Below are 18473 nucleotides of genomic sequence, written 5' to 3'. Positions count from 1 at the left end.
CCGAGCGCGTCATGCTGTGACCCGTGAAGCCTCGAGTGCTGGTCGTGGACGACGAAGTCGGCGTGCGCCGGGCGTTGGAGCGCGGACTTTCCGCTGAGGGCATGGAGGTCGTCACCGCGTCCGACGGGCCCACGGCGCTGCGGGTGGCGCTGACGGGGGCCTTCGACGTGGTGCTGCTCGACATCATGCTGCCCGGGCTGTCGGGGTACCGCGTGCTGCAACGCATGCGGGCCGACGGGGTGCGGACGCCCGTGCTGATGGTGTCCGCGAAGGACGGCGAGGTCGACCAGGCGGACGGGCTGGACCTCGGCGCCGACGGGTACCTGGTCAAGCCGTTCAGCTTCGTCGTGCTGGTGGCCCAGGTCAGGGCGTTGCTGCGGCGCGGTGGCGGGGCGCGCCGGAAGCTGACGCTCGGGCACCTGGTCATCGACCGCGGGCTGCGCGAGGTCAGCTGGGCCGGGCAGGACGTGTCGCTGTCGCCGCGCGAGTACGCGGTGCTCGACGTGCTGGCGTCCCGGGCGGGGTCCGTGGTGACCAAGGACGAGCTGCTGCGGACCGTCTGGGGAGACGAGCAGGCCGCCACCCGCAACGCCGTCGAGGTCTACGTGGGATACCTCCGGCGCAAGCTGGACGCCGTGGGGGCCGGTGAGGTCGTGCGGACCATCCGCGGGCACGGGTACATCGCGTCCACGCCGGACCTGGACAACGCGCTGGGCAACAGGTGAGCCCTGGCTGGTGGCTGCGGCGCTCGCTGCGCTTCCGCATCACCGTCGTGGCCACCGGGGTCGCGTTGCTGTGCCTGCTGGCCTTCACGGGCCTGGCGCCCTCGCTGATCGGGCTGATCCAGATCACCGCGGTCGACCAGGAGCTGGAGAAGTCGCCGCCTCGGGTGCTGGACGTGGCGGGCGTGCCGGTGGACGGCAAGCCGCCGCTCCCGCTGACCGCGCAGGACATCCGGGCCCTGCGGTCCGGGGAGCCCGTGCTGCGGCTGGAGGGGGAGTCCGCGCTGCGGTTCCGGGGGCAGGTGGTGTTCTCCGGGGACGGGACGCCCCGGCTGGAGGTCTACGCGAGCACGTTGCTCGGGTACGGGAAGGCCAACACGCTCGGCTCGCGCTGGCTGGCCGTCGCGGCGGTGCTGGTGGCCGGGCTGGTGGGGATCGCGACCTGGTTGTCGGTGCGCTCGTCGTTGCGGCCGGTCGAACGGATGCGGGTCGCGGCGGGGGAGCTGCCGCACGGCGAACGCCTGCCGGTGCCGCCGTCGCGTGACGAGCTGCAGGCGCTGGCCGAGGCGTTGAACGCGTTGCTGGCCCGGCGCGACGAGGCCTCGGACCGGTTGCGGCGGTTCACCGGGGACGCGGCGCACGAGCTGAGGTCGCCGGTCGCGTCCGTGCGGGCGCAGGCCGAGGTCGCGGTGGCGCACCCGGACCCCGACTTCTCCATCGAGGTGCTGGAGTCGGTGGTCGAGGAGTCGATCCGGCTCAGCGCCCTGGTGGAGTCGTTGCTGATTCTGGCCCGCGCGGACACGGCGGCACCACCGCGCGCCGAGGCCGTGGACCTGGTGCTGGAGGCCGAGGCGGCGATCTCCCGGCTGGACACGGAGCTGCTGGTGCGGCTGACCGCCCCGCCGTCGGCGTGCCTGGTGTCGGCCAGGCGCTCCGAGGTCGAGCTGGTGCTGGACAACCTGCTGCGCAACGCCGCCCGGTACGCGTACTCGACGATCACGCTCACGCTGGTGCCGGTCGGGCGGGACGTGCGGCTGCTCGTGGACGACGACGGCCACGGCATCCCCGCCGAGCACCGCGCGAAGGTGTTCGACCGGTTCTACCGGGTGGAGGAGGACCGCGGCCGCCGGTCCGGGGGTTTCGGTCTCGGCCTCGCCCTGGTGTCGCACCTCGTGCAACGCAGGGGCGGGACGGTCCGTGCCGCGGAGTCACCTGCCGGTGGTGCGCGTTTGGAGATCCGCTGGCCGTCCTGGTAGCAAGCTCTGGTGCCTGAGTTGCGAGCGTCGGCGCTGGTCGACGCGCCCGTCCCCGTCGTCGCGGGTGCCCTGCTGGACACCTCGCTGATCGCGGGGTTCGGGGTGGGGGTCCCGGGCCCGCTGCTGTGCCTGGGAGACGTGCTCACCGGGCCGTTCGGGGTGCGGCTGACGGTCACGCGCGCCGACCTGTCCGGGGTGTCCGCGGCCGGTGACTTCCTGGAGCTGCACACGGATCTCGTGACGACCGGCGCCGGGACGATGGTGGTCGACCGGGTCTCGTGGACCTCGGTGCGCGGTGTCGTCGGCCGGTTCGCGGACGTCGCGGTCGGGCGCGGGATGGCGTTGCGGGTGCTGGAGAAGCGCTCGGCGTTGCTCGCCCGGCGGTGCGAGGAGCTGCGTGCGGCCAGGGTCGTGGTGGGCGCGGCGATCGTCCGGGGTGGACGGTTGCTGGCGCAGCAGCGTTCATTCCCGGAAAGTCATGCGGGGCAGTGGGAACTGCCCGGCGGGCGGGTCGAGCCGGGGGAGAAGCCCGCGGACGCGCTGGTGCGCGAGTGCGTGGAAGAGCTGGGCGTTCCCGTCGTCGTCGGCGAGCAGGTCGGGCCGGACGTGCCGTTGAAGAAGGACCTGGTGCTGCGGATCTTCGCCGCGGAGCTCGCCGGAGGTGAGCCGGAAGCGTTGGAGCACAACGCTGTCCGGTGGTTCACCGCCGGCGAGCTTCCCGGCCTGGACTGGCTGCCCGCCGATCGCGTGCTGGTGCCGGCCCTTCAGGATCTCCTCAACTGAGCCCGGACAGGCGCAGGGCCGCGTTCAGCCGGTGCTGGGCGCGCTCACGGGCCCGTTCCGCGCCGGACGCCCTGATCCGGTCCAGCTCGGCGGGGTCGGCGAGCAGCTCCAGCGTGCGGTCGCGCACGGGACGGAGCTCCTCGATCACCGCTTCAGCCACGACGTTCTTGAGGTCGGAGAACCTGCTCGTGTAGTCCTCGGGCTCCTTGCCGGTGCAGGAGGCGAGGACCTCGGTCAGGTTCGCGATGCCCTCGGTGGACGACACGGCCCTGCGGACCTTGCGCCGCACGAGGTCCGGGTCGTCGAGCACGAAGACGACGCCCGCGGAGTTCTGCGCCGACTTGTCCATCTTGCGCGCCGGGTCGGAGAGGTCCTTGATGCGCGCCCCCACCTTCGGCACCACCGCGGTCGGCACGATGAACGCGTCGCCGTAGGCGTGGTTGAACCGCCGGGCGAGCGCACGGGCCAGTTCGACGTGCTGGAGCTGGTCCTCGCCGACCGGCACCTCCGCGGTGCCCTGCAGCAGGATGTCCGCGGCCATCAGCACCGGATAGGTCAGCAGGCTCAGCCGCACCGACTCGCGGCCGAGCGACTTCTCCTTGAACTGGATCATCCGCGCGGCCTCGCCGTAGGTGCAGGTGCACTCCAGCACCCAGTTCAGCGCTCCCAGCTCGCGGATCAGATCGCTCTGCACGCACACGCTGGCAGGGGCGATGCCGGACGCGATGAGCACCGCGAGCTGCTCCCGCGTCATGGATCGCAGCCGTTGCGGGTTGTGCGACGACGTCATCGCGTGCAGGTCGCTGATGAAGTACACGTCGTCGTCGGTGCCCTCACGGGCCCACGTGCGCAGCGCGCCGAGGTAGTTGCCCAGGTGCACCTGGCCGGAGGGCGTGATGGCGGAGAGCCGGATCATGATGAGTGGTCCTTTCGTGAAGGACCGCCTCGGACGACACGCACGAAAAAGCCGCCCGTCCGGGCGGCCTGTGCACGCGTCAGTGGTGGTGTCTGCGCGCAGCTACTCCGGCCGCCTGAAAGCGGCCCACCAGAAGGCGTTCGTCGTGCGCACGATGGTGAGTATAGGTCTACCGTCAACGCATGTTCATCGTGCTGCTGAAGTACGCCGCGCCACTGGAACAGATCGACTACGCCCTCCCCGACCACCGGAACTGGGTCGAGGAGCAGTACGAGCGAGGTCTCTTCCTCGCTTCGGGGCGTCAGGTGCCGAGGACGGGCGGCGTGATCATCACGCGGCCCATGCCCCGGGGCAAGCTCGAGGCGCTGCTCGCCACGGACCCGTGGGCCGAGCAGAAGCTGGTGAAGTACGAGATCTGCGAGTTCGAGGCGACGCGAACGGCGCCCGAACTCCTGAAGCTGAACGAGGCCGTGCTGCAGTCCTAGGGCTCCGGTGAGGCCGGCCACTCGATCGCCGCGCTGGGCGACCGGGGTGGCACCGTGCGCCTCGGACCCGGCGATCGTGTTGTTGGGGTGAGCTTCGACACCTGTGCGCGGGCCGCCCGGCGGTCGAGCGACGCTGGAGAAGACCTGCCGCCGTACCCGCGCACGACGGCCCTCCGGAGGGCCTCAGACGGCCTTCTTCAGAGCCTTCTTGGCCGCCTTCTCAGCCTTCTTCGCGGCCTTCTTCCTGGCCTTGTCACGCTCCTTGAGCAGGAACGGAACCGGGCAGCGCTTGCACTGGGGCTTCGACCGGCAGCACTTCTTCTTGAGCTTCTTGCCCACTGGTTGAACTCCACTCCGCCACGTATCGCTAGAGTAGGTGAGGCTCAGTTCACTGGCACTCTTGTGTGGTAATGGCGACGCAGCCGGTAGTATCAGTAGTGGCCCTGCGCATCGAAGTGTCCGGCGCGAGCCCCTCCAACGCCTTCGAAGCTCTAGGAGTTCTGCGTGCCCACGGCCACCGCGTCTGTCCTTCAGACGCGAACTGACCTGCGAAATGTCGCGATCGTCGCGCACGTCGACCACGGTAAGACCACCTTGGTCGATGCAATGTTGCGCCAGTCTGGCGCCTTCTCCGCGCGTGCCGAGCTCGTCGACCGGGTCATGGACTCGGGCGAGCTCGAGCGGGAGAAGGGCATCACGATCCTCGCCAAGAACACGGCTGTGCGCAGGCACACGCCGGACGGCGACGTGATCATCAACGTGGTCGACACCCCCGGCCACGCCGACTTCGGCGGCGAGGTCGAGCGTGCGCTGTCGATGGTCGACGGCGTCGTCCTGCTGGTCGACGCGTCCGAGGGCCCGCTGCCCCAGACGCGCTTCGTGCTGCGCAAGACGCTCGCGGCCGGCCTGCCGGTGATCCTGCTGGTCAACAAGGTCGACCGCCCCGACGCCCGGATCTCCGAGGTCGTCGAGGAAGCCCACGACCTGCTGCTCGACCTCGCGACCGAGGTAGGTGCCGACGAGTCCGTGCTGGACCTGCCGGTCGTCTTCGCCTCGGCACGCGCCGGTCGCGCGTCGCTGAACCAGCCCGAGGACGGCGGCCAGCCGGACGAGGAGAACCTGGACGTCCTGTTCCAGGTGCTGCTCGACCACATCCCCGCTCCTCACGTCGACGTCGACGGCCCGCTGCAGGCGCTCGTCACGAACCTCGACGCCTCGACGTTCCTCGGTCGTATCGCGCTGTGCCGCATCCACCGGGGCACGATGCGCAAGGGCGAGACCGTCGCCTGGTGCCGCGAGGACGGCGAGCCCGTCAAGGTCCGCATCACCGAGCTCCTCATCGCCGAGGCGCTGGACCGCGTCCCGGCCGAGTTCGCCCGTGCGGGTGACCTGGTCGCCATCGCCGGCATCTCGGACATCACCATCGGTGACACGCTGGCCGACGCCGAGACCCCCGAGGCGCTGCCCCGGATCACGGTCGACCAGCCGGCCATCTCGATGACCGTCGGTGTGAACACCTCGCCCCTGGCGGGTCGCAACGGCGGCACCAAGCTCACCGCCCGCGTGCTCAAGGCGCGTCTCGACGCCGAGCTCGTCGGCAACGTGTCCGTGAAGGTGCTCCCGACCGAGCGCCCGGACACCTGGGAGGTGCAGGGCCGAGGCGAGCTGGCGCTGGCCATCCTGGTCGAGCAGATGCGCCGCGAGGGCTTCGAGCTGACCGTGGGCAAGCCCCAGGTCGTCACGCACACCGTCGACGGCAAGGTCCACGAGCCGTTCGAGCGCCTGTCCGTCGACTGCCCCGAGGAGCATCTCGGCGCCGTCACGCAGCTGCTGGCGAACCGCAAGGGCCGCATGGAGAACATGTCGGGCCACGGCACCGGCCGCATCAAGCTCGACTACGTGGTCCCGTCACGAGGCCTCATCGGCTTCCGCACGGAGTTCCTCACCGAGACCCGCGGCACCGGCATCGCCAACGCCGTCTCCGAGGGCTACGCCCCGTGGGCGGGCGAGATCCGCACCCGCCACAACGGCTCCCTGGTCGCCGACCGCACCGGCTCCATCACCGCCTACGCGATGATCCAGCTGGCCGACCGCGGCACGTTCTTCGTGGAGCCGGGCGCCGACGCCTACGAGGGCATGGTCGTGGGCGAGAACCCGCGCGCCGAGGACCTCGACGTCAACATCACCCGCGAGAAGAAGCTCACGAACATGCGCTCCTCCACGGCAGACGTGATGGAGACCCTGGCCCGCCCCCGCAAGCTCTCGCTGGAGGAAGCGCTGGAGTTCTGCGCCTCCGACGAGTGCGTGGAGGTGGCCCCGGAGGTCATCCGCGTCCGCAAGGTGACCCTGGACGCGAACCTGCGAGGCCGCGAGCGCTCGCGCCTCAAGGCACGCGGCTGACACCAGCACGCAAGCACGCCTGACAAGGGCGGCCAGGCCACCGGCCCGGCCGCCCTTCGTCGTGTCCGGGGCCTGGCAGGGGGCAGACCGGGCGCGATGGAGGGGTGATCTGGGCCGAGCCGCGCTTGAGGAGCCGAGCGACTGGCGGGCGAGGTCGAGGTCGAGGCCGCGCGGATGACGAAAGCGGCAGAAGGACCGGGGCCGGGTAGCGGAGATGGCAGGAATGCCTCGGGTGGGGCGTGAGCCAGAGACGGCGCCGATGGCGGGAGCAGCTGGAAGGCGATCGGGGCCGGTCTGGAGGGCGGAAGCGGCAGCTGGCGGGGGTCGATTGGATGGCGGGATGCGGCCGATGCGGGGGTGGGTTGGTGTGACCAGAGGCGAGGTCTGAGAGCGAGGCGCTGTGGAACTCAAACCGCGCAGCAAGGGCAACGCCGAAGGCAAGCCACCCTGCCGCCCGACGCAACAGCGAAGCCGAGGCGTCCCTCCCTGCGTGCAGAGCAACGGCGAAGCCGAGCCGCCGTGCCGCCAATCGCGATGGCGAAGCCGAGGCGTGTGAACTGCTTCGGGCTGGTGAAGCGGTGGTGACCCACGCACTGTGCGATTGGGGCTTTACCTTGAGTGGGCGGGATGCTCCCCTCATGGGCACGGCCGGGCGCTTTTTGCCCGGCCTTTTCCGGCCGTTTAAGCATCCCGCCAGAGGCTCAAGGTCAAGCCCCAATCGCTATCGACGCGCAGCGGCGATGACCCGCACCGGCCCGGTCCTGCCTGAGCAACCACCCACGCAAGGCGACCGCCCGCACGGCAGGCGACCACCCCGCTGGAACGCGACAAGCCCACGCAAGCCGACCTGCGCACTGCCAACCCACCCGCTCAAGCAAGGTGACCGCTCGCACGGCAGGTGAGCACTCCGCTGGAACCGGCGCCAGCCAGCGCAAGCCGACCCGTTCGGTATCTGGCCCGCCACCTGCCAGGCCAGCCCGCAGTCCAGGCCCAGCCCGTTGCTCAGGCTCAGCCCGACACCCAGGCCCAACCCCAGCCCGGCAACACCAACCCACCCCGGCCCCGCCACCCAGTCCCAGCCCAGCCCGTCGCCCAGCCCGGCACTGCCAACCCGGCCCCGGCAGGCGCCACCCAGTCCCAGCCCAGCACCAACCGAGCCCAACACCGCCCCACACCAGCCGAACCACACGACCAGGTGAGCCGTACTACTAACCGAACGAGCAACCCGCCCCAACCACCGCACGTCCCTCAAGTGGCGCGGGTGACAAAACCTGGGTTGCCCGAACGCCACCACCAACCTTCTGGCAATGTGAGGACCATGAGGCGACTCGGGGGAGTGCTTGCTGCTGCCGTCCTGTGCGGCACAGCTGCGGCGTGCACGAACGCGCCGCCTCCGCCCCTGGTCCCGAAGTCCGAGGCACCTGTCATCACCACCACGGGGCCCAAGGTCACGGAGATCGTGGTGGGCGTGGACGACGTGGCCGGCGGTTACAACCCGCACGCCCTCGCCGCGCAGAGTCCCATCACGACCGCGTTGAGTTCGCTGCTGCTGCCGAGTCCGTTCAGGCCGGGAAATGACGGCGCGCCGCAGCTCGACCGGAACCTGATGGTGAGCGCGAAGGTCACCAAGGCCGAGCCGTTCACGGTCACCTACACGATTCGCAAGGACGCCAGCTGGTCGGACAGCGCTCCGATCGCCGCCGAGGACTTCTACTACCTGTGGCAGCGTATGCGGGCCGAGCCCGGTGTTGTGGATCCGGCGGGTTACCGGCTTGTCAACAACGTCAGTTCCCGTGAGGGCGGCAAGGTCGTCGAGGTCGTCTTCGGCAAGCCGTTCCCCGGGTGGCGGAGCCTCTTCTCGAACCTGTTGCCCGCGCACCTGCTCAAGGACGCGCCCGGTACGTGGTCGAACGTGCTCGCCACCGGGTTCCCGGCCACGGCAGGGCCTTTCCAGGTGCGCAGCCTCGACGAGCCGCGTGGCGAGGTCGTGCTCGAACGCAGCGACCGGTACTGGGAAACGCCGACGACGCTCGACCGGGTCGTCATCCGCAGGGCCACGCACAGCGCGATGGCCGAGTCACTGTCCAAAGGCGACAACCAGGCCGCGCTCCTGCGTGCGGACGCCGCGGATGTGAACCTGCTCAAGGGGATCGAGAAGCTCACGACGAAGCCGGTGCCGCGCAACGAGGTCGTGCAGGTGTTGCTGCGGCCGGCGAGTGAGCGGCTGGCGGACGTCAAGACGCGCAAGGCGGTCGTGGCCGCGCTCGACCGCGAGGCGCTCATCGCCTCCGGGACGCAGAGCGGGCCCAGTGCCTCGTTCCGGGCCGACTCGTACGTGGTGCCGCCCAGCCGTGCCGGGTACGTGAGGACGATCAACGGGAACACGCTGGACGCGGCGGCGAGCGAGCAGTTGCTGACCGAGGCCGGCTACTCGAAGGCCGGCACCGAGTGGCAGAAGGCGGGCAAGGCGCTCAAGCTCCGCATCGCCGCGCCCGAGAAGTCCGAGCCGTACGTCTCCATCGCGAACCGGATCAAGGTCCAGCTGAAGGAACGCGGGATCGACTCCGAGGTCGTCACGCCGAGTGCCGAGGACCTCTTCAGCACGCAGCTCACCGAGAAGGACGTCGACATCGCTGTCGTGCCGCGCGTCGACGCGGGGGACACGGCGGCGGCGCTCGCGAGTGAGTTCGGGTGTGCCGGGAACGTTCCGGACGGGGCGACGCCCAGCCCGCAGAACGCCGCCGGCTTCTGCGACCCGGCGATCCAGGCGGACGTCGAGGCCGCCCTCAACGGCAAGGTCCTCGTGTCCGACGTGCTGGCGAGGGTCGAGCCGTTGATCGCCGCCCAGGCCGTGTCGGTGCCGTTGTTCCAAGTAGTCGACCTACTTGGTGTGCTTCCGACGGTTTCGGGTGTCGACACCGGGGCACCCCTGGCGGGCGTGCTCAGCGGTGCACCCGAATGGCGGCGCCTCGACAAGTAGTCGAGGGGTCGAAATTGCGTTGCGCGCGCACTTTTCGCGTTGCTACGTTCGGCCGTTCTCGTTGACAGAATTCCGTGCGCCCGGTCAACGAACGCATTCGCCCGGTAATCGGGCCATTGCGGCCTGCTACAACCTGTTTCCATTGGGTCACGATCCCCCTCCCAGGTAGTGACCGCCGCCTCAACGGGTTCTTACCGTGCTGCCCACGATGTGCCGGTTCGGGGCGCGTATGGCACATCACGGTTATGGGCGTGCTGGCCGACCAGGCCACAGCCGCCCAGTGCTAGGAGGGCACGTGTCGATGAGGAGAACCAAAGCACTTCCGGCGATCGCGCTGGTCGCCAGCGCGTCTCTCGTGCTGGGTGCCTGCGGTGGTGGCGGTGGTGGGAGCAGCGACGCGAACGGTGGCGACGCCACCGTGGCGGAGATGGCCGTCGCACGCGGCGAGTCCGCGGACGGCTACACCGCGCCGGAGACGAAGCAGAGCGACCAGATCGTGGTGTCGACGGACAAGGCGTTCACCGCGTACAACAACGCGACCGAGGACGCCAACCAGTCCTACAACACGTTCGCCCTGGTTCTCACACAGCCGGGTGCGCACATCCTGAACGGCAACAACAAGTACAGCGTCAACAAGGACGTGATGGAGAGCGTCGAGGTCACCTCGAAGTCTCCGCAGGTCGTGACGTGGAAGCTGAAGAAGGGCGTCAGCTGGTCCGACGGCGAAGCCTGGGACTGCGACGACTTCTACATGGCGTGGTTCACCCAGAGCAACTCGTCCAAGAAGGCCGACGGCAGCAAGTACTTCAAGCCGGCCGGCAGCACCGGGTACGACCTGATGACCGGTGAGTGCAAGGACGACCAGACGTTCGTCGGCTCGTTCGCCGACCCGTACCCGGACTACATCGGCCTGTTCAACAACGACGTTCTCCCCGCGCACATCCTGGAGAAGAACGCCGGCGTCGCCGACATCACGAAGCTGAACAAGGACAGCGCGGCCGCTGACATCCAGAAGGCCGCCGACTTCTGGAACGAGAAGTGGAACGGCTTCACCGCGGCGCTCATGCCGGGTGCGGGCCCCTACGTCCTGACGGCCTTCGAGCCGAACCAGTCGGTGACGCTGGAGCGCAACCCCAAGTGGGTCGGCAAGCCCGGTGGCCCGTCCAAGATCGTCCTCAAGGCGGTCCCGGACCCCGTCGCGCAGGCGCAGGCGCTGGAGAACGGCGAGGTCGCCGTCAACTCCATGGCCCAGCCCGACGCGAACGCGGCGACGAAGCTGAAGGGCCTCAGCGCCCAGGGCATCACGTTCGGCGCGGGCCCCGGCCTGTCGTTCGAGCACTTCGACATCCAGATGAAGCACCCGGTGCTCTCGAAGGAAGAGATCCGCAAGGCGTTCTTCATGTGCGTCAAGCGCCAGGACATCATCGACAAGCTGATCTCCGAGGTGCAGGCCGACGCGAAGCCGCTCGGCAGCCTGATCTTCTTCCCGAAGGACGAGGGCTACAAGGACCTCTACGCCGAGAAGGCCAAGGGCGACGCGGTCGCGTCGAAGAAGATCCTCAGTGACGCGGGCTGGACGCAGGGTGCGGACGGCGTGTTCGCGAAGGACGGCGTGCGCGCCTCCTTCCGGATCAGCCACACCGACATCCCGCGGCGCAAGCAGACTGTCGAGCTGGTCCAGGGCCAGTGCAAGGAAGCCGGTATCGAGATCAAGGACGACACCGACCCCAACTTCCTCGACGAGCGCGTGAGCCAGGGTGACTACGACGTCGCGCTGTTCGCGTGGTCCGGTGGCCCGACCAAGAGCGACAAGAAGTCGATCTACGAGACGGGCGGTGGCCAGAACTGGCAGAACCTGACCGTCCCGGCCGCGGACGAGGCCTTCAAGTCGGCCGTGTCCCAGACGTCGATCGCGGACTCGCTCAAGTACTTCCAGAAGGCCGACGAGGAGATCGCGAACGCCTACGGTTCGCTCCCGCTCTTCCAGATGCCGAACATGTGGGCCTTCAAGGGGCTCGACCGCGTGTACTTCCAGAGCTACTACGGCGCGCTTTGGAACGCCAACGAGTGGCAGACCAAGTAAATCGTCTTAGCTGAAGTGCGCTACGCCTGACCGGGCGGGGCCGGACCACGAGTCCGGCCCCGCCCGAGCCGGGTTGCCCCCTAGGAGCTCGCCGTGATCCGCTACATCATCCGACGGCTGCTGATCTCCATACCCATCCTGCTGATCGGCAGCTTCGCCTGTTACGTCCTCGTCGCCACCGCCGGAAACCCCTTGGCGGAAATGCGATTCCGGCCCGGCGTCACCGAAGCCGACCTCAAGGCGGCCGAGGTGGCTCTCGGCTTGGACAAGCCGGTCTTCATCCGCTACTGGAACTGGCTCGCCGACTTCCTGTCCGGCGACTGGGGTCAGAGCATCGCCCTCGGTCAGGCCAAGACCGCTGTCTTCCCGGCCGTCACCGACGCGCTGTGGACCACCGGACGCCTCGTCATCGGCGCCGAGCTCCTCGCTCTCACCCTGGGTGTCTCGGTCGGCGTGCTCGCCGCCGTGCGCCAGTACTCGATCTTCGACTACCTCGCCACCAGCACCGCGTTCCTCATGTTCTCGATGCCGATCTTCTGCGTCGCGGTCATCGTGAAGAACTACGGCATCCAGTTCAACAACGTCCTGGAGTCGATGGGGCTGGACCGCTGGCTCACCACCGCGGGCCCCCGGCCGGGTGGCTTCAGCGGCAGCTTCGGTGAGGTGATCTTCAAGTACACCGGCACGTTCCTGCTGCCGACGGTCGCGCTGATGCTGATCAGCTTCGCCGCCTACAGCCGGTTCGAACGCGCCTCCATGCTGGAGATCCTGCACTCGGACTTCGTGCGCACCGCGCGGGCGAAGGGCATCTCGCAGAGCCGTGTGATCTTCAGGCACGCGTTCCGCAACGCGCTCATCCCGGTGTCCACGCTGTTCTCGCTGAACTTCGGTGCCGTGCTGTCCGGCGCGATCATCACCGAGACCGTGTTCGGCTGGGCCGGCATGGGCACGCTGCTGGTCAACTCCGTGCGGCAGTTCGACCCGCCGATGCTGATGGGCTGGCTCGCCGTCACGGCGACCCTGATCGTGCTGTTCAACCTGATCGCCGACGTCGTGTACGGCATCCTCGACCCTAGGATTCGCCTTGGCTAACATCAACTTGGCGTCCGAGGGCGGCGTGGTGAACAGCGCTCCCGAGTCCAGTTCCCACGAGTTCGACGCCACCAAGACCCGCACGCAGGGCCAGCTCGTGATGCGGCGCTTCCTGCGCCACCGGCTCGCGATGGTGAGCCTCGGCGTCTTCGTCTTCCTCGTGCTGTTCGCGTTCGTCGGTCCCTTCATCTGGACCTTCGACTACGAGGACGTGACCAGCAAGTCCTACCAGCCGATGAGCGGCACCCACCCGCTCGGCACCACCCAGGTCGGCAAGGACATGCTCGCGCTGCTCATGCGCGGCACGGCCTACTCGCTGCAGATCGCGTTGATCGTGGCCGCGCTGGCGACCGCGATCGGCGTGACCTTCGGTGCCCTGGCGGGATATCTGCGCGGCTTCATCGACACGGTGCTGATGCGCCTCGTCGACCTGCTGCTGATCATCCCGCAGATCGCGGTCGCCGCGATCGTCGTCAAGGGCTTCTCCGGCAGCTGGTACGTCGTCGCGCTGGTGCTCGCCGCGTTCGCGTGGATGTCGATCGCCCGCATCACCCGCGGTGAGACGCTTTCGCTGGCACAGCGGGAGTTCATCGAAGCGGCACGGGCGTGTGGCGCCTCGACGCCGCGCATCATCTTCAAGCACCTCGTGCCGAACATGATCGGCAGCATCACGGTGAACGCCACGCTGGCGATCGCCGCCGCGGTGCTGACCGAGGCCGCGTTGTCGTTCCTGGGACTGGGCGTCCAGCCCCCGGACACCTCGCTCGGCGTCATCGTGCTCGAGAACTACGGGCAGTTCATGAACCGCCCGTGGCTGTTCTGGGGTCCGTTCATCGTGCTCGTGTCGCTCTCCCTGGCCGTCAACTTCATCGGTGACGGCCTGCGCGACGCGTTCGACCCGAGGCAGACGAAGGTGCGTGCCTGATGAGTGTTTCCGAACTGACGGAGGACTTCCTGCCCTCCAACACCACCGCGCCGCTGCTCTCGGTCAAGGACCTGTCGGTCACCTTCCCGACCGACGACGGCGACGTCCGTGCCGTGCGCAACGTCTCGTTCGACCTCAACCCCGGCGACGTGCTGGGCATCGTCGGCGAGTCGGGCTCCGGCAAGTCCGTGTCCTCCATGGCGATCATGGGCCTGCTGCCCAAGAACGCGGTCATCGAAGGCTCGATCCGCTACCGCGGCGAGGAGCTGAACGGTCGCACCTACAAGCAGATGCAACCGTTCCGCAGCAAGCACATCTCGATGATCTTCCAGGACCCGATGACGTCGCTGAACCCCGTCTACACCGTGGGGTGGCAGCTCGCCGAGACCTACCGCGCGCACCACGACGTCTCCAAGAAGGCGGCGTGGGCCAAGGCGGTCGAGGCGCTGGAACTGGTCGGCATCCCGCAGCCGGACAAGCGCGCGGCGCAGTACCCGCACGAGTTCTCCGGCGGCATGCGGCAGCGCGTGGTGATCGCGATGGCGATCATCAACGACCCCAGCGTGATCATCGCCGACGAGCCGACCACCGCGCTCGACGTGACGGTGCAGGCGCAGATCCTCGACACCATGCTGCGCCTGCAGGCCGAGACCGACGCGGCGATCGTCATGATCACGCACGACCTCGGCGTGGTCGCGGGCATGGTCAACCGCGTGCAGGTGATGTACGGCGGCACCGTGGTCGAGTCCGGCCCGGTCGACGACGTCTTCGAACGCCCGCGGATGCCCTACACGGTGGGACTTCTGGGTTCGGTCCCGAACCCGGCCAGCCTGGGCAAGCGACTCACCCCGATCAAGGGCGCGCCGCCGTCGCTGGTGAACCTGCCGAGCGGCTGCTCGTTCTCGCCGCGCTGCCCGCTCGTCACCGACGTGTGCCACGAGTGGGAACCGCTGCTGGAGGAGGCCGGCGCCGCGAACCACAAGACGCGGTGCCACCGCTGGGAGCACCTGGCGACGATCGAGACGCCGCAGAAGCTGTTCCTGCACGACGAGATCGGCACGGTGGAGAACCCGGCGGCGTTCGCCGCGGCCAACCCCGACGAGTCGCTCGAAGTGACCGCCGTGCACGGGTCTCTGCTCACGGATGAGGAGGCGAAGTGACCGCGCCACTGCTGGAGGTCACCGACCTCGTCAAGGAGTTCCCCGTGCGCGGCAAGGGGATCATCCCGCGCAACACCGGCACGGTGCAGGCCGTGTCCGGGGTGTCGTTCGCGCTGCAGCCCGGTGAGACGCTCGGCCTCGTCGGCGAGTCCGGCTGCGGCAAGTCCACGACCGGCCGCGCGATCCTGCAACTGCACAAGCCGACCTCGGGCTCGGTGAAGTTCGAGGGCCGCGAGCTGACGACCATGAGCACCAAGCAGTTGCGGCCGCTGCGCAAGGACATCCAGATCGTCTTCCAGGACCCGTACGCGTCGCTGAACCCCAAGTGGCAGGTCAACGACATCATCGCGGAACCCCTGGTGATCCACGGTGTCGAGGGCGGCGTGCAACGGCGGGTCAACGAGCTGATGGAGCTCGTGGGCCTGAACCCCGAGCACCGCAGCCGTTACGCGCACGAGTTCTCCGGCGGTCAGCGGCAGCGCATCGGCATCGCCCGTGCCCTGGCGCTGAACCCGAAGTTCCTGGTGCTGGACGAACCGGTGTCCGCTCTGGACGTCTCGGTGCAGGCCGGTGTCGTGAACCTGTTGGAGGAACTGCAGGAACGGCTGGGGCTCGCGTACCTGTTCGTCGCGCACGACCTCTCGGTGGTGCGGCACATCTCGGACCGGGTCGCGGTCATGTACCTCGGCAAGATCATCGAGATCGGCGAGCGCGAGGCCATCTACGGCAAGCCGATGCACCCGTACACGCAGGCGTTGCTGTCCGCGGTGCCGATGCCGGACCCGAAGGCGGAGCGCAAGCGCCAGCGGATCGTGCTGACCGGTGACGTTCCCTCGCCGGTCAACCCGCCGTCCGGGTGCCGGTTCCGCACGCGGTGCTGGAAGGCCCAGGACATCTGCGCCACCGAGGAACCGAAGCTGGAAAGGCGTGGTGGGCCAGAGGGAACGTTGTCCGCGTGCCACTTCGCTGAGGAACGAGTCGTGGTTTAAAGATCTTCCCGACCAAGTGCGACCGTTAGCAAAGGCCGCCTTCATCAACTGATGAGGGCGGCCTTTACTCTGTTTCAGTGACGCTGACTGCCCCACCACGGTTGCTCTTCGTGCACGCCCACCCGGACGACGAGAGTCTCTGGACCGGCGGCACCATCGCGCGCTACGCCTCGGCCGGCGCGCACGTCACCGTCGTCACCTGCACGCTGGGTGAAGAGGGCGAGATCATCCCGCCCGCGCTGGCGAACCTCGCCGCGGACGCCGCCGATCAGCTGGGTGGGTACCGGGTGGGTGAGCTGAGATCGGCCTGCGCCGCACTCGGTGTGACGGACCACAGGTTCCTCGGCGGCATCGGCCGGTGGCGCGACTCCGGCATGGTCGACGTGCCGTCCAACGCCAAGCCGCGCGCGTTCGTCCAGGGATCGCTCGACGACCAGACCGCCCAGCTGGTCGAGGTCCTGCGCGAGGTCAAGCCCCAGGTCGTCGTGAGCTACGACGCGTTCGGCGGCTACGGCCACCCCGACCACATCCGCGCGCACGAGATCACGGTCGCCGCGTGCGCCCAGGTCTCCGAGGTCGAGCGGGTCTTCTACGCCGTGACGTCCCGCGACGCCACGAACGCCGGTGTGGCCGCGCTGGAGAACGTCCCCGAGGCGTTCCGGCTGCCCGAGGCCGGCGAGCTCCCGGTGACGCCGGATGAAGAGATCACAACGGTTGTCGACGTGTCGGAGCACCTGACGGCCAAGCGCCGCGCTTTGCGTGCACACTCGACGCAGGTCAGTGTGTGGGACGGCGGGTACGCGTTGTCGAACGACATCGCGCAGCCGCTGGTCGGTGCCGAGTACTACGTGCTCGCCAAGGGCTCGCCGGAGGGTGCGGCCGCGGATCTGTTCGGAGGACTGGGTGACAGGTAGTGCGGTGACCACAATCGCCGCCGGGTTGTTCCGGCGCTCAGCAGGGCACCTCGCGGTACCACCCCCGCGCCCCCATGTGCCCGACATGAGGACGCGGGGGTGGGACCACGATGCACCCGTCTGACCACCGGAACAACGCGGCGACGGTTGGTGATCACCGCACTGGCTGGCGAGTCGTCTTCCTGCTGCTCCTGTGCGTCGAGGCAGCAGTGCTCGCCGTGCTCGAAACGATGTTCCTGCCCCTGCGCTTCGACGGCACGCTGCTGCCGGACCTGGGTGCCTGGCCGTTCCCGATCATGATCATCGTCGCCGGTGTCACGACGCCCCTGCTGGTGTCGTGGGCGGCCGGGCTGTCCCAGCGGGTCCTGACCGCCGCGCTGCCGCTGCTGGTCTGGTTCTTCACGCTGATGGTGTTCGGCTACCTGGAGCCCGGCTCCAACGCCAGCACTCCGGTCCTGCTGCTGCAGGACTGGCGCGGGCTGCTGATGCTCGCGGCCGGCGCGTTCCCCGGCGCGGTGGCCGTGGGTGCGGTGATGGCGCGCAACGCGGCGAACCGGCCGGGCCTCTACGAGCCCGCCGGGATCCAGTAGCGGTAGCGGTGGTGCTCGGTGCAGCCGAGTTCCTCGTACAGCCTGATCGCCGGGTCGTTGTGCTCGGCCACCTGCAGCGCGCACGTCGTGGCGCCCTGTGCCAGGCCCCAGCCCGCCACCTCGCCCATGAGGCGCCTCGCGAGGCCCTGACGGCGGTGTGACGGCCGCACGGCGAGCCGGGCGACGTGCAACACGTCCTCGACCACAGCGCCACGCACAGCCGCGATCACGGTGTCCCCGTCGGTGGTGCTCGCGAAGCAGACGCCGCTCCCGCTGCCCAGCACGTGCCGTTGCGCGGGCGACACCTCGGATCCGGCCGTGAGTTCCCACCATCCGGGAAGATCACGACTCTCGGCCACGCCGTCCGCGAACTTCTCCAGCGGGCCCGTCATCACCAGTGACTCGGCGCCGCCCGGATGATCCAGATCGACCCGCCAGCCGGCGGCCTCGATCGCGCGTTCCGGAGGTGAGCCGTTGACCACATGCGCCGTGGGTTTGATCCCGTGCTCGCGGGCGAACCCTTGCACGGCCCTCAACGCGTCCGGAATGGGCATCGCGGGGTCACCGCAGGTCAGCGTGCTGTTGGCGCGGCCGGTGAAGCCCGCTGCGGCACGCATCAACCAGTCTCCAAGCGGAACTTCTGCCAGGGCGGGCCATGCTCGCGCGCAGAGTGATTCCAGGTGATCCACGGTGTGCACGCGTCCATCCTGACTAGGTTGGGAAGAGATTCTTCAAGCAGGGGTTGTGACGTGGCACACCGTGCAGCTAAGGCAAGCCTGACCGGGTGATACTCGTACGTGCCGCGTACTCTCCGGCTTGCGCGGTGTGACCGATGAAGTTGGAGAGCGCAGTGACTTATGTGATCGCCCAGCCGTGCGTGGATCTGCTCGACAAGGCGTGCATCGAAGAGTGCCCCGTCGACTGCATCTACGAAGGCGACCGGATGCTCTACATCCACCCCGACGAGTGTGTGGACTGTGGCGCGTGCGAACCCGTGTGCCCGGTGGAAGCCATCTACTACGAGGACGACGTCCCCGACGAGTGGAAGGACTACACCAAGGCGAACGTCGACTTCTTCAACGAACTCGGCTCGCCCGGTGGCGCGTCGAAGGTCGGCAAGGTCAGCGCCGACCCGGAGTTCGTGAAGGTGCTCGCGCCGCAGGCTGAGGGGCATTGAT

The 18473-nt window shown here is 68.7% G+C and carries 17 protein-coding genes; 14 read left to right on the top strand and 3 right to left on the bottom strand.

The genetic code is table 11. The features are described from left to right. Nucleotides 1–23: 23 nt before the first annotated feature. The 3 genes from DFR72_RS14585 to DFR72_RS46865 are packed head-to-tail and all read left to right on the top strand — an operon-like array spanning nt 24 to nt 2761. Nucleotides 24–725, top strand: coding sequence for a response regulator transcription factor (locus DFR72_RS14585; protein WP_245982944.1), 702 nt, complete (start codon nt 24–26; stop codon nt 723–725). Then, nucleotides 722–1978: a sensor histidine kinase gene (locus tag DFR72_RS14580; RefSeq protein ID WP_090065630.1), complete on the top strand. Its 1257-nt coding sequence runs from the start codon at nt 722–724 to the stop codon at nt 1976–1978. The genes DFR72_RS14585 and DFR72_RS14580 overlap by 4 nt, the downstream gene beginning before the upstream one ends. A 9-nt stretch (nt 1979–1987) precedes the next feature. Next, entirely contained in the window at nt 1988–2761 is a 774-nt protein-coding gene (locus DFR72_RS46865) for a (deoxy)nucleoside triphosphate pyrophosphohydrolase (RefSeq protein ID WP_245982943.1), read from the top strand. Here DFR72_RS46865 and trpS read toward each other — a convergent pair. After that, entirely contained in the window at nt 2754–3677 is a 924-nt protein-coding gene (trpS, locus tag DFR72_RS14570) for a tryptophan--tRNA ligase (protein ID WP_090065631.1), read from the bottom strand. The two genes, DFR72_RS46865 and trpS, sit on opposite strands and share 8 nt — an antisense overlap. 182 nt (nt 3678–3859) lie before the next feature. Between trpS and DFR72_RS14565 the strand changes: the two genes are divergently transcribed. Then, complete coding sequence (locus DFR72_RS14565) at nt 3860–4162, top strand: YciI family protein (protein WP_090065632.1); 303 nt, start codon at nt 3860–3862, stop codon at nt 4160–4162. Between the two features lie 183 nt (nt 4163–4345). Here DFR72_RS14565 and DFR72_RS45520 read toward each other — a convergent pair whose 3' ends face one another. After that, nucleotides 4346–4501, bottom strand: coding sequence for a hypothetical protein (locus DFR72_RS45520; protein ID WP_170176269.1), 156 nt, complete (start codon nt 4499–4501; stop codon nt 4346–4348). 165 nt (nt 4502–4666) lie between these two features. Here DFR72_RS45520 and typA point away from each other — a divergent pair, with 165 nt between their 5' ends. The 9 genes from typA (at nt 4667) to DFR72_RS14520 (ending at nt 17295) form a co-directional block, all read left to right on the top strand. Next, nucleotides 4667–6562, top strand: coding sequence for a translational GTPase TypA (typA, locus tag DFR72_RS14560; protein ID WP_090065633.1), 1896 nt, complete (start codon nt 4667–4669; stop codon nt 6560–6562). Nucleotides 6563–7880: 1318 nt separating this feature from the next. Further along, nucleotides 7881–9542 (top strand): ABC transporter family substrate-binding protein, encoded by a 1662-nt coding sequence (locus DFR72_RS14555; protein WP_090065634.1) that lies wholly within the window; start codon nt 7881–7883, stop codon nt 9540–9542. A 301-nt stretch (nt 9543–9843) separates the two neighbouring features. Then, nucleotides 9844–11625: an ABC transporter family substrate-binding protein gene (locus DFR72_RS14550; protein WP_090065839.1), complete on the top strand. Its 1782-nt coding sequence runs from the start codon at nt 9844–9846 to the stop codon at nt 11623–11625. Nucleotides 11626–11718: 93 nt separating this feature from the next. Continuing rightward, entirely contained in the window at nt 11719–12717 is a 999-nt protein-coding gene (locus DFR72_RS14545) for an ABC transporter permease (RefSeq protein WP_090065635.1), read from the top strand. Next, complete coding sequence (locus DFR72_RS14540) at nt 12710–13642, top strand: ABC transporter permease (protein ID WP_425459889.1); 933 nt, start codon at nt 12710–12712, stop codon at nt 13640–13642. The genes DFR72_RS14545 and DFR72_RS14540 overlap by 8 nt, the downstream gene beginning before the upstream one ends. Then, a complete protein-coding gene (locus DFR72_RS14535; RefSeq protein ID WP_090065636.1) occupies nt 13642–14802 on the top strand; it encodes an ABC transporter ATP-binding protein in 1161 nt (386 codons plus the stop codon). The genes DFR72_RS14540 and DFR72_RS14535 overlap by 1 nt, the downstream gene beginning before the upstream one ends. Then, nucleotides 14799–15791: an ABC transporter ATP-binding protein gene (locus tag DFR72_RS14530; protein WP_090065637.1), complete on the top strand. Its 993-nt coding sequence runs from the start codon at nt 14799–14801 to the stop codon at nt 15789–15791. Before DFR72_RS14535 ends, DFR72_RS14530 begins: the two co-directional genes overlap by 4 nt. Before the next feature lie 77 nt (nt 15792–15868). Next, a complete protein-coding gene (mshB, locus tag DFR72_RS14525; protein WP_090065638.1) occupies nt 15869–16705 on the top strand; it encodes an N-acetyl-1-D-myo-inositol-2-amino-2-deoxy-alpha-D-glucopyranoside deacetylase in 837 nt (278 codons plus the stop codon). Between the two features lie 110 nt (nt 16706–16815). After that, a complete protein-coding gene (locus tag DFR72_RS14520; protein ID WP_090065639.1) occupies nt 16816–17295 on the top strand; it encodes a hypothetical protein in 480 nt (159 codons plus the stop codon). Here DFR72_RS14520 and DFR72_RS14515 read toward each other — a convergent pair. Then, a complete protein-coding gene (locus tag DFR72_RS14515; RefSeq protein WP_425459892.1) occupies nt 17271–17984 on the bottom strand; it encodes a GNAT family N-acetyltransferase in 714 nt (237 codons plus the stop codon). The two genes, DFR72_RS14520 and DFR72_RS14515, sit on opposite strands and share 25 nt — an antisense overlap. A 161-nt stretch (nt 17985–18145) precedes the next feature. On the opposite strand from DFR72_RS14515, the gene fdxA reads away from it, so the two are divergent. After that, the gene (gene fdxA, locus DFR72_RS14510; RefSeq protein ID WP_030480843.1) at nt 18146–18472 is read left to right on the top strand and encodes a ferredoxin; all 327 of its coding nucleotides are present in this window, start codon (nt 18146–18148) and stop codon (nt 18470–18472) included. Nucleotide 18473 lies beyond the last annotated feature (1 nt).

The organism is Lentzea flaviverrucosa (assembly GCF_003350445.1).
In the GTDB taxonomy this organism is placed as follows: domain Bacteria; phylum Actinomycetota; class Actinomycetes; order Mycobacteriales; family Pseudonocardiaceae; genus Lentzea; species Lentzea californiensis.
The sequence above is the reverse complement of the archived record's forward strand: the minus strand, read 5'-3'. Positions and strand labels throughout refer to the sequence as shown.